The sequence below is a fragment of the Streptomyces sp. NPDC026500 genome, from assembly GCF_055567635.1.
In genome coordinates this window covers 234,186-248,510 of sequence record NZ_JBVHQB010000002.1, presented here as the reverse complement: position 1 = coordinate 248,510, position 14,325 = coordinate 234,186, and the positions used below count along the sequence as shown (strand labels likewise).

General features: G+C 71.0%; 9 protein-coding genes. 5 read left to right on the top strand and 4 right to left on the bottom strand.

The genetic code is table 11. The features are described from left to right. Positions 1–108 precede the first annotated feature (108 nt). A complete protein-coding gene (gene typA / locus ACZ4N5_RS04185) occupies positions 109–2,022 on the bottom strand; it encodes a translational GTPase TypA (protein WP_467755589.1) in 1,914 nt (637 codons plus the stop codon). 179 nt (positions 2,023–2,201) lie between these two features. Beyond that, a complete protein-coding gene (locus tag ACZ4N5_RS04180; RefSeq protein ID WP_467755588.1) occupies positions 2,202–4,670 on the bottom strand; it encodes an ABC transporter family substrate-binding protein in 2,469 nt (822 codons plus the stop codon). A 528-nt stretch (positions 4,671–5,198) separates the two neighbouring features. Between ACZ4N5_RS04180 and ACZ4N5_RS04175 the strand changes: the two genes are divergently transcribed. From ACZ4N5_RS04175 to ACZ4N5_RS04160, 4 genes are read left to right on the top strand one after another with little or no spacing between them, the layout of a single operon-like run. Then, positions 5,199–5,522, top strand: a complete 324-nt coding sequence (locus tag ACZ4N5_RS04175; protein WP_355845032.1) for a hypothetical protein — start codon at positions 5,199–5,201, stop codon at positions 5,520–5,522. A 45-nt stretch (positions 5,523–5,567) separates the two neighbouring features. Further along, positions 5,568–6,389: a hypothetical protein gene (locus tag ACZ4N5_RS04170; protein WP_467755587.1), complete on the top strand. Its 822-nt coding sequence runs from the start codon at positions 5,568–5,570 to the stop codon at positions 6,387–6,389. A gap of 18 nt (positions 6,390–6,407) precedes the next feature. Beyond that, the gene (locus ACZ4N5_RS04165) at positions 6,408–8,378 is read left to right on the top strand and encodes a fumarate reductase/succinate dehydrogenase flavoprotein subunit (protein ID WP_467755586.1); all 1,971 of its coding nucleotides are present in this window, start codon (positions 6,408–6,410) and stop codon (positions 8,376–8,378) included. A gap of 37 nt (positions 8,379–8,415) precedes the next feature. Next, positions 8,416–9,186 (top strand): succinate dehydrogenase/fumarate reductase iron-sulfur subunit, encoded by a 771-nt coding sequence (locus tag ACZ4N5_RS04160; protein ID WP_467755585.1) that lies wholly within the window; start codon positions 8,416–8,418, stop codon positions 9,184–9,186. A gap of 54 nt (positions 9,187–9,240) precedes the next feature. On the opposite strand, the gene ACZ4N5_RS04155 is transcribed toward ACZ4N5_RS04160, so the two are convergent. Beyond that, entirely contained in the window at positions 9,241–9,564 is a 324-nt protein-coding gene (locus tag ACZ4N5_RS04155) for a hypothetical protein (protein ID WP_467755584.1), read from the bottom strand. Between the two features lie 319 nt (positions 9,565–9,883). Between ACZ4N5_RS04155 and ACZ4N5_RS04150 the strand changes: the two genes are divergently transcribed. Beyond that, positions 9,884–11,401 carry a hypothetical protein gene (locus tag ACZ4N5_RS04150; protein ID WP_467755583.1) on the top strand — a complete coding sequence of 506 codons (1,518 nt, stop codon included), beginning with the start codon at positions 9,884–9,886 and terminating at the stop codon, positions 11,399–11,401. 4 nt (positions 11,402–11,405) lie between these two features. Here ACZ4N5_RS04150 and ACZ4N5_RS04145 read toward each other — a convergent pair whose 3' ends face one another. After that, positions 11,406–14,102 carry a SpoIIE family protein phosphatase gene (locus ACZ4N5_RS04145; RefSeq protein WP_467755582.1) on the bottom strand — a complete coding sequence of 899 codons (2,697 nt, stop codon included), beginning with the start codon at positions 14,100–14,102 and terminating at the stop codon, positions 11,406–11,408. Positions 14,103–14,325: the final 223 nt, after the last annotated feature.

The following is a 14,325-nucleotide window of genomic DNA, read 5'->3' as shown; positions in this document are numbered from 1 at the left end:
ATTTCGGACACGAGGGGGCGGAAAACGGGTGGCAAAAAGCCCGGGCACCCCCACGCTGGGGGTACCCGGGCTCTTTTTGCCGGTGGATCAGCCGGTGAGGCCGGTGGATCAGCCGTGCTTGGCGCGGCTCGCGGTGCGACCGCGCTCCTTCTGGTCGAGAACGACCTTGCGGATGCGAACGGACTCCGGGGTCACCTCGACGCACTCGTCGTCGCGGCAGAACTCCAGCGACTGCTCCAGGGAGAGCTTGCGCGGCGGGACGATCGCCTCGAACGAGTCGGCGGCGGCGGACCGCATGTTGGTGAGCTTCTTCTCCTTGGTGATGTTCACGTCCATGTCGTCGGCGCGGGAGTTCTCGCCGACGATCATGCCCTCGTACACCTCGGTGCCGGGGTCGGTGAACAGCACACCGCGCTCCTGGAGGTTCGTCATCGCGAACGCGGTGACGGCGCCGGCGCGGTCGGCGACCAGCGAACCGTTGTTACGGGTCGTCAGGGTGCCGAACCACGGCTCGTGGCCCTCGTGGATGGAGTGGGCGATGCCCGTACCGCGCGTGCCGGTCAGGAACTCGGTCCGGAAGCCGATGAGGCCACGCGAGGGAACGACGAACTCCAGGCGGACCCAGCCGGAGCCGTGGTTCGACATGTTGTCCATGCGGCCCTTGCGGACGCCCATGAGCTGCGTGACCGCGCCCATGTGCTCCTCGGGCACGTCGATCGTCATGCGCTCGACCGGCTCGTGCACCTTGCCGTCGATCACCTGGGTGACCACCTGCGGCTTGCCGATGGTCAGCTCGAAGCCCTCGCGGCGCATCTGCTCGACCAGGATGGCGAGCGCGAGCTCACCGCGGCCCTGGACCTCCCAGGCGTCCGGGCGCTCGGTGTCGAGCACACGGAGGGAGACGTTACCGACCAGCTCGCGGTCGAGACGGTCCTTGACCTGGCGGGCGGTGACCTTGCGGTCCTTGTCCTTGACCGCGGCCTTGGCGTCCGCGCCCTTGCCCGTGCCACCGCGGCCGACCAGCGGCGAGGTGTTCGTGCCGATGGTCATGGAGATCGCCGGCTCGTCGACCGTGATCAGCGGCAGCGCGATCGGGTTCTCCGGGTCGGCCAGGGTCTCGCCGATCATGATGTCCGGGATACCGGCGACGGCGCAGATGTCACCGGGGCCGGCCACCTCGGCGGGCTTGCGGGTGAGCGCCTCGGTCATCAGCAGCTCGGTGATGCGCACGTTGGACATCGTGCCGTCGCGCTTGATCCACGTGACGGTCTGGCCCTTGCGCAGCTCACCCTGCTCGACACGGAGCAGCGCGATACGGCCGAGGAAGTTGTCGGCGTCCAGGTTGGTCACGTGGGCCTGGAGCGGCGCGGACTCGTCGTAGGACGGGGCCGGGACGGACTCCAGGATCGTGGTGAAGAACGGCTCCAGGCTGTCGCTGTCGGCCGGGACGGTGCCGTCCTCGGGCTTGGTCAGCGAGGCCACGCCGTCACGCGCACACGCGTAGACGATCGGGAACTCGATCTGCTCCTCGTCGGCGTCCAGGTCGAGGAAGAGGTCGTACGCCTCGTTCACGACCTCTTCGATGCGCGAGTCCGGGCGGTCCGTCTTGTTGATGCACAGGATGACGGGCAGGCGGGCCTGCAGCGCCTTGCGCAGCACGAAACGGGTCTGCGGCAGCGGGCCCTCGGAGGCGTCGACCAGCAGGACGACCGCGTCCACCATCGACAGACCGCGCTCGACCTCACCACCGAAGTCGGCGTGGCCGGGGGTGTCGATGATGTTGATCGTGATGACGTCGCCGCCATCCTTCGGGTGGTACTTGACCGCCGTGTTCTTCGCCAGGATCGTGATGCCCTTCTCACGTTCCAGGTCGTTCGAATCCATCATGCGGTCGTCGAGCGACTCGGCGGCGTGCGCGGCGAAGGCACCGGCCTGCTTGAGCATGGCGTCGACCAGAGTGGTCTTGCCGTGGTCGACGTGGGCGACGATGGCGACGTTGCGGATGTCGTGGCGCGTGGCCATATTGAGGCGCTTCTCCCGGAGTGAGTGGACGGCCTCCGCAGCGCGGGGCCTGCCGGGCTGAACACGCCACGGCCTTACCCCATGGTACGTGGCCCGGACGGAGGCGGCCTCCGCAGGGCCACGGGGGGCCGGACCCGGCGGGCCCGCCACAAGGCGGGCCCCGGTCGTTCACCCGCAGGTCACCGGCTCTTCGACGGGCTCGCCGAAGGGTGCGCGCCCTTCTTCAGGAAACCCATGTCCTCGTACACCGGGGTCTGGAATCCGAAGGCTCCGGTGTTCGCCAGACCGATGCGGGCGGCGGCCAGCTGAGGGCGCTGATAGAGGGGGATGGAGCCGGCGGCCGCCCAGATGCGCGCGTCCGCCTTGCGGACCAGGGAGCGCTCCTCGTCCTCGTTCAGGGTGGAAAGCGCCTGGTCGAACAATTGATCGACCTGGTCCGTGCCGACGCGGGTGTAGTTCTGCTCGACGCTCAGCGAGCCGTCGGCCGCCGGAACGGGCTTGGCGTAGATCGGGCGGGCGTCGGTGGCCGGGAACGCGGAAGCGGGCCACGAGTAGAGCGCCAGGTCGTACTGGCCCGAGGCGATGTGGTCCTTGAAGTAGCTCTCGTCGGAGACCTTCGAGATGTCCGTACGGACACCGATGTGCTGGAGCATCCGCGCGATCCGGTCGGCGACGAGCCGCAGGGACTCCGAGCCCGCACCGGAGGGCACGACGAAGCGGAGCGTCAGGGGCTTGCCGTCCTTGGCGAGGACATTGGACGCGGCGCCCGCCGGAGCGGCCGTCCCCTTGGGAACGGCCGTCCCCTTGGGCGCGTACGCCCCCGGAAGCCCGCCCTGCCCGGCGTACTGCCGGCCGTCCAGGTGCCGGGCGGCCTGCTCGTCCTTGTGTGCGCCCGACCTCGCGTCGGCCTGCTGCTCCTGCTTCCTGGTGTGGTCCTTGGGGTCCTGTGCCGGCTGCCGGTCCAGCCCGGACGGCTTGTCGTCCTCGCCGTCGAGGTACGTCCCGCCCTTGCCCGGCCTGTCGTCCTCGCCCGCGTCCTTCTTCTTGCCCTTGGACCCGGCCGCCTTCTCCGTCTTCTTCTGCTCGGTGATCGGCCCGCCCGGCACCCACCCGGCGTCCGCGAGCAGCGCCCGCGCCTCGGCGGCGTCCTGGTCGCCGAGGGCGCCGCTGTTGTCGGCGTACGCCGCCTGGCCCGCCAGCGCGAGATGACTGCCGACCGGCTCGGCCGGCAGACCGAGCGGCTGGAGGACGACCCGGGCGAGTTCCTTGCGGTCCAGGGCGCGGGCCACCGCGCGGCGGACGCGCTCGTCGGCGAGGGGGCCCTCGGAGCCGTTGAGGGCGAGCTGGGTGTAGGCGGGTTCGAGGGACTTGCGCACCACGAAGTAGCTCAGCGCCGACCGCGAGGGGGCCGCCTTGGCCTCGTTCCCCTTCGCGCCTGCCTCGCCCTTCTCGCTGTCGTCGCCCTTCTCGCCTGCGTCGCTGTCCTCGTCCTTGTCGCTGTTCTCGCGCTTGGTGCTCTTCTCGCCCTTGGCGCTCTTCTCGCCGTTGGCGCTCTTCTCGCCGTCGGTGCCCTTGTCCCTGTCGCCGCTGTCGCTCTTCTCGTCCGCCGCGTGCTTCCCGTCCTCCTCCGCGGACGAGTCCTTCTCGCCCTTCTTTTTGGAGGTGTCCTTCTCGCTCTTCTCTCCGGACGTGTCCTTCTCGCTCTTCGCGCCCGCCGTGCGCCGCTCGCCCGTCGGGGTGGCCCCCTGCAGCGGGGCGCCCTCCTTGTTCCGGGCGGCGAGGGTGACGCGTTCCGCCTCGGCGGGGTCGATCTCGGCCAGGTCGAGCTTGTCCTCGGCGAGCGCCTCGGCCCGCTTGTCACGGGCCACCGCCACCAGGTCGATCTCGTCGAGCTTGCTGGGGTGGCCCCACCAGCGCGCGTTGCGCGTGAGGCGGACCTCGCCGCCCTTGCGGTCGACCTCCTTCAGCGCGAAGGGCCCCGCGGTGACCTTGAGTTTGCGCCGCGCGCCATCGTTGAAGGAGTCCGCGGTACCCATGACGTCCTTCGGGTACAGCGGCGAGAACAGCGCCTTCCAGTCGGCGTAGGGCCGGCTGAACGTGACGCGGACCTCCAGGTTGTTCTTGCCCCGCTCGATCTTCTCGATACGGTCGTAACCGGCGTTGCGTGCCGTCCAGTACGCGGAGTCCTTGCCGGACAGGGCGCGCCACTGGGCGGCGAAGTCGGCGGCGCCGATCTCCCGTCCGTCGCTCCACACGGCCTGCTGGTTGAGTTTGTACAGAACGACCTGCTTGGGCGACGTGCCCACGACCTTCGCCGACTCCAGGTAGTCGGAGTTGATCTGCGGCCGCCCGTTCGCGTCCAGCCGGTACATCGACGGCAGGACGGCACCGGCGACACGGGAGGTCGCGGCATCGGCGTCTGCCTGGAACGTGTTCAGCGTCTCCGGTACGGCGTCCACGGCCCAGCGCAGGGTGCCGCCGTCCGCGATCAGGTCACGGGACGCGGGCGCGATGTCCTGCACGGCCGCGGGTTTGTCCGCCTCGTCGTCCGCACTGCAGGCGGCGAGAGCGGGTACCGCGAGCACGCCCGCGGTGAGGAATGCGGCCGAGCGCATCACCGCGCGCAGTCCGACGCCTTCGTGGGACATCACTGCAACCTCCGGGGGACGCTCCGCTGTAGGGGGCAGGTCTGCTTCTGATCCCGTTTGGCGGTATATGGAGCTGATCTGATCTACGGGCCAACTGAAGAGCAGTGCGGTGGGGCAGGGGCGGCGACACGGCGACGGGCGTACGGAACCCCACTCGTCCGGCGCAATCCGGAACCCCGCCACGGTCCCGTACGACGGGACGCGCCACGGTCCGTACGAGGGGAAGTGCCACGGTCAGTACGCCGGGACGCGCCACGCGCCCCACCAGGGGCCGCTCCACGGGCCCGGACCCTGTCGCGGCGTGTGTGGGGCGTGAGGCCTCCGCGCGGTCCCCTGCGCCGCCCCTGGGCGGGCGGGGAGATCGACCGGCGCACAGGGAAATGAACCGGCGCGCGGGACTCGTTCTGGAGCGCGTCAGCCTTCAATCCGTGCACACGCCTTCACACGGGTGCGGGTGACGCGCAACACTCGCAGGCGCATGAACGTTGCCGCCTGGGGCCGCGGGGCCCGCGGAAGTGAGGGCAAGTCATGTCCGTGCACGACGACCTGACGTCAGTCCAGCGCAGCCTCGACGATCTGCAGCGGTCGGTGCGGCGCCTGGAACAACAGATGGGCGCCGGTCTGGAGATGCGCCGCGTGCGCGCCGACGCCGACCACCTGCGGGAAAGCGTCGCGCTGCTGCGCGAGGCCACCGGCCCCTCCCCCAGGCTCTCCACCGGGCCCGGACCGGCGGTTTCCGCGTCCGGCCGACTGCCCGATCTGGTGCCCGTCCCCGACACCCCGTACGACAGCTCCTTGTGGACCGATTCCGACGACGAGGGTCTCGGCGCGCACCACGGTCCCTCCCACTAGCGCCCGCGACACCGGCGCACCCCCGAACCCGACCGGAGTGCGAAGTTGGCCACTGGTACGGAACCTCATCTGAACAGCGGCGGTGTACGAACGGGTACGCGCGCCGCGATCGCCGCCCCGCATCTGCGGACCGACCGCTGGTGGCTGGCGCCCGCCGCCACCGCGGCCGGGTTGCTGGCCTTCGTCGTGTACTCGACCTGGCGGGCCTTCTCGGACGCGCACTACTACGCGGCGCCGTACGTCTCGCCGTTCTACTCGCCCTGTCTGGCCGAGCGGTGCGGGACCATGCACGCCGGACCGAACGCGGACCTGTTCGGGAGCTGGTGGGCCATCTCCCCCGCGATCATCATCCTGATCTTCCCGCTCGGCTTCCGGCTGACCTGCTACTACTACCGCAAGGCCTACTACCGGGGCTTCTGGGCGAGCCCACCGGCCTGCGCGGTCGCCGAGCCGCACAAGAAGTACACCGGCGAGACCCGCTTCCCGCTGATCCTGCAGAACATCCACCGGTACTTCTTCTACGCGGCCCTCGTCGTCGCGGGCATCCTCACGTACGACACCGTGCTCTCCTTCCGCGACGAGCACTACAACTGGGGCCACATGGGCCTCGGCACGCTGGTGTTCCTGGTCAACATCACGCTGATCTGGGCGTACACCCTCTCCTGCCACTCCTGCCGGCACATCGTCGGCGGGAAGCTCAAGCACTTCTCCCAACACCCCGTGCGTTACCGGATGTGGCAGTGGGTCGGGAAGCTGAACGCCCGTCACATGCTGCTGGCCTGGGCGTCGTTGGTGAGCGTGGCGCTCGCCGACTTCTACGTGTACCTGGTCGCGTCCGGCGCCTTCGACGATCCGCGCTTCTTCTGACATGAGTGGGGCCTTCTGATGTCCGTGGTCGACCGACAGGAGTGGGACGTCGTCGTGGTCGGTGCCGGTGGCGCCGGACTGCGTGCCGCGATCGAGGCACGCGAGCGCGGCGCCCGTACGGCGGTGATCTGCAAGTCGCTGTTCGGCAAGGCGCACACGGTGATGGCCGAGGGCGGCATCGCGGCCGCCATGGGCAATGTGAACTCCGGCGACAACTGGCAGGTCCACTTCCGCGACACCATGCGTGGCGGCAAGTTCCTCAACCAGTGGCGGATGGCCGAGCTGCACGCCCGCGAAGCCCCGGACCGTGTATGGGAGTTGGAGACCTGGGGTGCGCTCTTCGACCGGACGAAGGACGGGCGGATCTCGCAGCGCAACTTCGGCGGCCACGAGTATCCGCGCCTCGCCCACGTCGGCGACCGCACCGGACTCGAACTGATCCGCACGCTCCAGCAGAAGATCGTGTCCCTCCAGCAGGAGGACATGAAGGAGACCGGTGACTACGAGTCGCGCCTGAAGGTCTATCAGGAGTGCACCGTCACAAGGATCCTGAAGGACGGCGAGCGCGTCTCCGGGACCTTCTGCTACGAGCGTGAGTCGGGCCGTTTCTTCGTCCTCGAAGCGCCCTCCGTGGTGATCGCCACCGGCGGCATCGGCAAGTCCTTCAAGGTGACGTCCAATTCGTGGGAGTACACGGGCGACGGGCACGCGCTGGCGCTGCTCGCCGGGGCGCCGCTGCTGAACATGGAGTTCGTGCAGTTCCATCCGACGGGCATGGTCTGGCCGCCGTCGGTCAAGGGCATCCTCGTCACCGAGTCGGTGCGCGGCGACGGCGGAGTGCTCCGCAACTCCGACGGCAAGCGGTTCATGTTCGACTACATCCCCGATGTCTTCAAGGAGAAGTACGCGCAGTCGGAGGAGGAGGGCGACCGCTGGTACGAGGACCCGGACCACAACCGGCGCCCACCGGAGCTGCTGCCGCGCGACGAGGTCGCGCGGGCGATCAACTCCGAGGTGAAGGCGGGCCGCGGATCGCCGCACGGCGGCGTCTTCCTCGACGTGTCGACCCGGATGCCCGCCGAGGTGATCAAGCGCCGACTCCCGTCCATGTACCACCAGTTCAAGGAGCTGGCCGACGTCGACATCACGGCGGAGGCCATGGAGGTCGGGCCCACCTGCCACTACGTGATGGGCGGCATCGCGGTCGACTCGGACACGGCGGCGGCCCGCGGGGTACCCGGGCTGTTCGCGGCCGGCGAGGTCGCGGGCGGTATGCACGGCTCCAACCGGCTGGGCGGCAACTCCCTCTCCGACCTGCTGGTGTTCGGCCGGCGTGCCGGGTGGCACGCGGCCGAGTACGCGGCCGGACTCACCGGGGACGGCGCCCGCCCGCCGCTGGACGACACCCAGATCGACGCGGCCGCGGCGGAGGCGCTGCGGCCCTTCTCGGCCGAGGGACCCGAATCCGCCGCGTCCGCCGACGGCGTCCCGGCCTCCGGCGCGCACCCGCCCGAGAACCCGTACACCCTGCACCAGGAGCTCCAGCAGACGATGAACGACCTGGTCGGCATCATCCGCCGGGAGGGCGAGATGGAGCGGGCCCTGGAGAAACTCGCCGAGCTGCGGGTACGGGCACGCCGGGCCGGGGTGGAGGGCCACCGTCAGTTCAACCCGGGCTGGCACCTCTCCCTCGACCTGCGCAACATGCTCCTGGTCAGCGAGTGCGTGGCACGGGCGGCGCTGGAACGCACCGAGTCGCGCGGCGGGCACACCCGCGAGGACCACCCGGCGATGGAGCGCTCCTGGCGCCGGATCAACCTCCTGTGCCGGCTCACCGACCCCACCGGCGGGCTGGCCGCCACCGACCCGGTGGCCGGACAGATCGACCTGGTGAACGAGACCACCCAGCCCATCCGCCCCGACCTGCTCGCCCTCTTCGAGAAGGAGGAGCTGGTCAAGTACCTCGCCGAAGAGGAGCTGTACGAGTGAGCAGGGAGCAGGAGCGGTACGAGGAGGCGCGGTACGCGTGAGCAGCTACGAGGCCCGCTTCAAGGTGTGGCGCGGAGATGTGAAGGGCGGTGGCCTGAAGGACTTCGAGGTCGAGGTCAACGACGGCGAGGTGGTGCTGGACATCATCCACCGGCTCCAGGCCACCCAGGCCCCCGACCTCGCCGTGCGCTGGAACTGCAAGGCGGGCAAGTGCGGTTCGTGCTCGGCGGAGATCAACGGGCGGCCGCGGCTGATGTGTATGACGCGGATGTCGGTGTTCACCCAGGAGGAGACGATCACCGTCACCCCGCTGCGCGCGTTCCCGGTCGTACGGGATCTGGTGACCGACGTCGGCTTCAACTACGACAAGGCGCGCGAGGTCCCCGCCTTCGTGCCGCCCGCCGGTGTCGGACCCGGTGAGTACCGGATGATGCAGGAGGACGTCGACCGTTCGCAGGAGTTCCGCAAGTGCATCGAGTGCTTCCTGTGCCAGGACACCTGCCATGTCGTCCGTGACCACGAGGAGAACAAGCCGGCGTTCGCCGGACCGCGCTTCCTGATGCGGGTGGCGGAGCTGGACATGCACCCGCTGGACGCGGCGGCGGACTCCGGCCTGGACCGCAAGCGCACGGCCCAGGACGAGCACGGCCTCGGCTACTGCAACATCACCAAGTGCTGCACGGAGGTCTGCCCCGAGGGCATCAAGATCACGGACAACGCGCTGATCCCCTTGAAGGAACGGGCCGTCGACCGCAAGTACGACCCGCTCGTCTGGCTGGGCTCGAAGATCGGTCGGCGGCGGACGTAGGCGGGGGCCCGGGCGGGGGCGGCGCGCCGTCCCCGGTCCGCTCGCGTCCTGCCGTCACCGCCCTTCGGTGTCCGGCGGGGCCACCGGGCGCCGGCCCGGGTGCTGCCCCATCATCTGGACCACCTGGCTCGCGACGAACAGGCCCATCCCGCCCAGGGCGTACGGCGTGAACTCGGCGTCGGGTCCGCGGAGCGGTCCGAGGAACATGAACAGGGACCATCCCACGGCCCCCGTCAACGAGCCCCAGCCCCACAGCTTCGGGCGCACGACCCTGCGACGCGCCCACGGCGGGATCCAGTAGCTCGCGATGGCAGCGATCCCGAATCCGGCCTGCGCGATGACGATCAGTGCGGCGAACCCGACGAAATACCAGTGCATCGAAGTCCCACTCCCCCGCGTGCCGTGCAGAGGCACGCGTCGTGATGATCGCACGCGGGACCCGGACCGTCATCACACGGTGCGGCGTCCCGCGGCGAACGCATCGCGCGGGGCCCGTACGGCCCCGGGCGGCGAGGGCGCCCGCGAGAACGACCCCCCACGCCCCTCCCGTACACCCCGACACCTCCCGTACCCCAACTGCCCCCAACTCCTCGTATACCGGTCGCGGAGGCGCTCGAACGGCCATACGCTCCCAAATGTGACGTCGCCCCTGAGTCGAAGCCGGTCGCGCCGGGCCCCGTCGCACAGAGCCGTGCGGGTGGCGCATGCCGTGCTCGGGGGGCTGGTCGCGGTGGGATGGCTGGTGCTGCCGTTGGCGCGGGCGGGCGCCGACGACCCGGCGACCGTGGCACGGAGTGCGGGGGTCACCGCTCCGCCGGTCGCGGCCCCGCAGGACGGGACGACGACCGGCGATCTCGTGCCGCCCCTGGTCGCGGTCGGCGCCGCCGGCGCGCTCGCGGCGTACGGGTACGCGCGGCGCAGACGGCGGGCGACGACCCGGACGACACCCGGCGGTGATCCCGAGGTCGTGCCACTCCATGAACTCGACCGGCAGGCCCGGCAGTTGCTCGTCGAGATCGACGACTGTGTGCGCGTCGGGGCGGAGGAGCTCGGCCTCGCCGCGGACCGGTCGGCGGGCGACGCGGTGGAACCGTTCGTATACGACCTGCGGCACGCGGAGGCCGAACTCGCCGCCGCCTTCCGGCTGCGGCAGCGCCTCGACGAGGCGGCGGCGGGTGGCGCGATCCTCGCCGAGGACGACATCAGGGAGGTCCTGGACGAGATCATCACCCGGTGCCAGGACGCCGGGCGGCGGCTGGACGAGGCGGCCCCGGGGTTCGATCAGATCCGGGCGCTGGAGCGGAACGCGGTGGCCGCGCTGGAGTCCGCCGAGACCCGCTTCCGGGAGGTCGCCGCGCGCACCCCGGCCGCCGAGGCCACGATCGCCGATCTCCACAAGCGGTACGCCCCCGCCACGTCGCTCCCGGTCGTCGGCGACGCCGGACAGGCCAAGGACCGGCTCGTGTTCACCACGTTCCATCTCAACCAGGCACGGCAGTACGCGGACCGGGGCGACGGAGCGAAGGCGGCCGCCCATCTCCGGGCCGCGGAGGGGGCGTTGGGGCAGGCTGCCGACCTGGTGAACGGCGTGGGCCGGCTGGCGGGCGAACTCGCCTCGGCGGCAGCGGAGTTGCCCGTGGCGCTCGCGGCGGTGGAGGCCGTTCGGGATACCGCCGGCAGACACGCGCCGAACGGTTCCGCCGGACTCGTAGGGCAGTTGGGGCACACCGAGACGCTTCTCTCCGGAGTGCGTCATGAGACGGCGGCCGGGCCGTACGACCCGCTGGACGCGCTGCGCCGCGTGGCGGAGGCGGCCGCGGGCCTCGCCCGGGCAGGGGGCGGTGACGTTCCCGACGGGCGCGCCCACGCGCTTCTCCCCGCCCGCAGCACGCTCGCCGGGGCGTCGTGCTTCATCGGCACGCACCGCGGAGCGGTCGGCAGCGAGGCCCGGACCCGGTTGGCCGAGGCGGAACGGCTGCTCGGGTCGGGGTCCGCCACCTTCTCCGAGGTACGGAGGGCCGACGACCTCGCCCGGGAGGCGCGCCGCCTCGCCGAGCGGGACGTACGGGCGTACGGCAACCCCGCGGGCGGCCGCGGGGGCCCCGGAGCGGGCGGCGCGGTGCTCGGCGGGATCCTTCTGAGCGACGGTGAGGGCGGCCCGATGAGCTACGGCGGCCCGCACACCCGGGGCCGCCGGGCAGTCTCCTTCACCTGAGCCCTCAGAACAGGCTCAGCAACGCCTCCGCCGGGTCGGTGAGCCCCGTCCCCCCGTCCGGCAGCGGGAGTTCGAACCACACGGTCTTCCCGCGCGGGGTCCGGCGGGAGCCCCACCCGGCGGAAAGGAGGCCGACGAGCTGCAGGCCCCGCCCGCCCTCGTCGGTGTCGCGGGCACGGCGGCGGCGCGGCTGGACGAGGCCGGCGTCCCAGACTTCGCAGACGAGGGTGCGGTCGAGCAGCAGCCGCAGCCTGATCTCGCCCTCGCCGTACCGCAGGGCGTTCGTCACCAGTTCGCTGACCAGCAGTTCCGTCGTGTCGACGAGCGGCTCCAGGTCCCAGGCGACGAGCTGGTTGCGCGCGTACTCGCGGGCCCGGCCCACACTGCGCGGCTCGCGCGGCAGGGTCCAGTCGCCGACGGAGTCGGCGGGCAGCCCCTGCACGCGTGCCATGAGCAGGGCGATGTCGTCCTCGCCGTGGTGGGTGTCGAGGGTGTTGAGGACGTGGTCGCACACGTCCTCCAGCGGGCTGGAGGGGTCGGTGAGGGCGCCTACGAAGGCTTGCAGGCCCTCGTCGAGGGGGTGGTCGCGCGATTCGACCAGTCCGTCCGTGTAGAGCGCCAGGAGCGCGCCTTCGGGCAGTTCGACCTCCACCTCCTCGAAGGGCTCGCCGCCCACCCCGAGCGGCATCCCGGGCGGCACGTCGAGCATCAGCGCGGTCTCGCCGGGCTCGACCAGCACGGGCGGCAGATGGCCCGCGTTGGCGAAGGTGCACCGGCGGGTCACGGAGTCGTAGACGGCGTACACGCAGGTCGCGAGGTACACCTCGGAGAGGTCGGCGTCGCGGGGCTGGCGTGCCGTACGGGTGGCCTGCTGGACCCCCCCAGGGGTGCCGAGTCCGCGCGCGATCTCGTCCAGCGCCGAGAGGACTTCGGCGGGTTCGAGATCGAGCAGGGCCAAGGTGCGTACCGCGGTGCGGAGTTCACCCATCGCCACGGCGGCGCGCAGCCCACGGCCCATCACGTCGCCCACCACGAGGGCCGTGCGGTGACCGGGGAGTTCGATGACGTCGAACCAGTCGCCGCCGACCTCCGTCGCCGCGTTGCCCGGCAGATAACGGCACGCGATGTCGAGACCGGAGGCCTCGGGGTCGCCCGGGGGCAGCAGGGACCGCTGCAGGATGAGCGCGCGTTCGTGCTCACGGCGGTACAGGCGGGCGTTGTCGATGCAGACGGCCGCGCGGGCGGCCAGCTCCACGGCCAGGGCGCGGTCGCGTTCCCCGAAGGGCTCGCTGCCCTTCGTGCGGGAGAACTGGGCGAGTCCGACCACCGTGTCGTGGGCGACCATCGGGACCGCGAGCGTGGACTGGATGAGGCCGCCCTCTTCGGCGGGGATGTGCTGCGGCCGTGCGGTGCGCAGGGCGTCCGCGCAGGGCGAGTTGAACGGGTAGTGGTGGACCGCGCCGACGGCGACGGGCGCGGGACCGCCGACGAACGGTGCATCGGAGACGGCGCTGGCGAAGGCGACCCGGCGGAGTTCGGCACTGCCGTCGGCGAGGCCCGGCGGGGTCTCGTCGCCGGCCAGCAGACCCTGGTACAGGTCGACCGTCGCGAGGTCGCAGAAACCGGGGACCACGACGTCGAGGAGTTCGCGTGCGGTGGTCTCCAGGTCGAGGGAGTTGCCTATGCGGGCGCCGGCCTCGTTCAGAAGGGCGAGATTCCGCCGTGCCGCGGCTGCTTCACGGGCGGCGGCGCGGCGGGCGGTGATGTCGGTTCCGAGCCAGGCGATGCCGATGGGGCGGCCGCTGCCGCTGTGCACCCGGTAGAGGTTGATGGACCAGTGGCGGCGCTCGTCGGAGCCGGGCACCTGCCCGGTGACATGCATGTCCGTGATCGAGTCGCCGGTCTCCAGGACCCGGCGCAGGATCGCCGTCACCCGTTCGGCCTCCGCGCGCGGCAGATAGTCGTGGACACCCTTGCCGTGGTGGTCGTCGACGCTGCCGCCGAAAATCGAGGCGAACCGCTGGTTGGCGCGCCGGACCCGGAGGTCCGTGTCGATGAGCAGGAATCCGAACGGAGATTGACCGAAAATCGCCTGCGAGGCGGCGAGGTCCGTCTCGATGGTGCGCAGGGTGCGGACGTCCACGACGATGCAGACGGCGGCCCGCTCACCGTGCTCGGTCGTCGTCGGCATCACATAGACCTCGGCGAGGCCCTCGGTGCCCCCGGAGTTCCCGGCGCCCTCACCGGCGTCCTCGGAGGCGGGCGTCCGGAAGGGCACCAGGCCGGTCCACTCGCGGCCGTCCAGGATCTCCGCCATCTTCCGCTGACCGAACTCACGCCGGTCGGCGGTGACGAACGCCTCGATGGGGTCCATGCCGACGGCCCGCTCCGCGGAGATCCCGAAGAGCTGCTCGGCCCGCAGACTCCACTGGTCGACCAGCCCGTCGGCGCCGATGGAGAAGGAGGCGGCCTTGATGTAGTCGTAGATCGAACCGGGTGGACTGCTCTGCCACATCGCGTCACCCGGCAATTCGCCGACCGCGTCACCGGCCAGGCCGGCCTCCGTGCCGTCGGCCTCTTCGCCCGTGGTGGTGCCCGCGGCCTCACGGGGAACCGCGCGCGCGAAGTCGTCCGCCGCATCAGCCCTCGCGCCGTCCGACGGGTCCTCGGACTCCGTGGCCTTCGCTGGTATCTCGCTCACGCGAACCGTCCCCTCCAGCTCACCGCGTCCGGCACCGGTCACCGGGGGCGGCTGCCCGCAGTATCCAGCACTACGGCGCCGCGCAACACGGTGTTCACGATCACAGCACGGTCCCGATGGTTTTTGGACCGGCCGCGACATACTCCCTGTCTTCTAACCAGGTGGCGCCCCGTCGAATCACACCATGCGACACCTGACAGGGGCCTGATCCGGCCGGACGCCG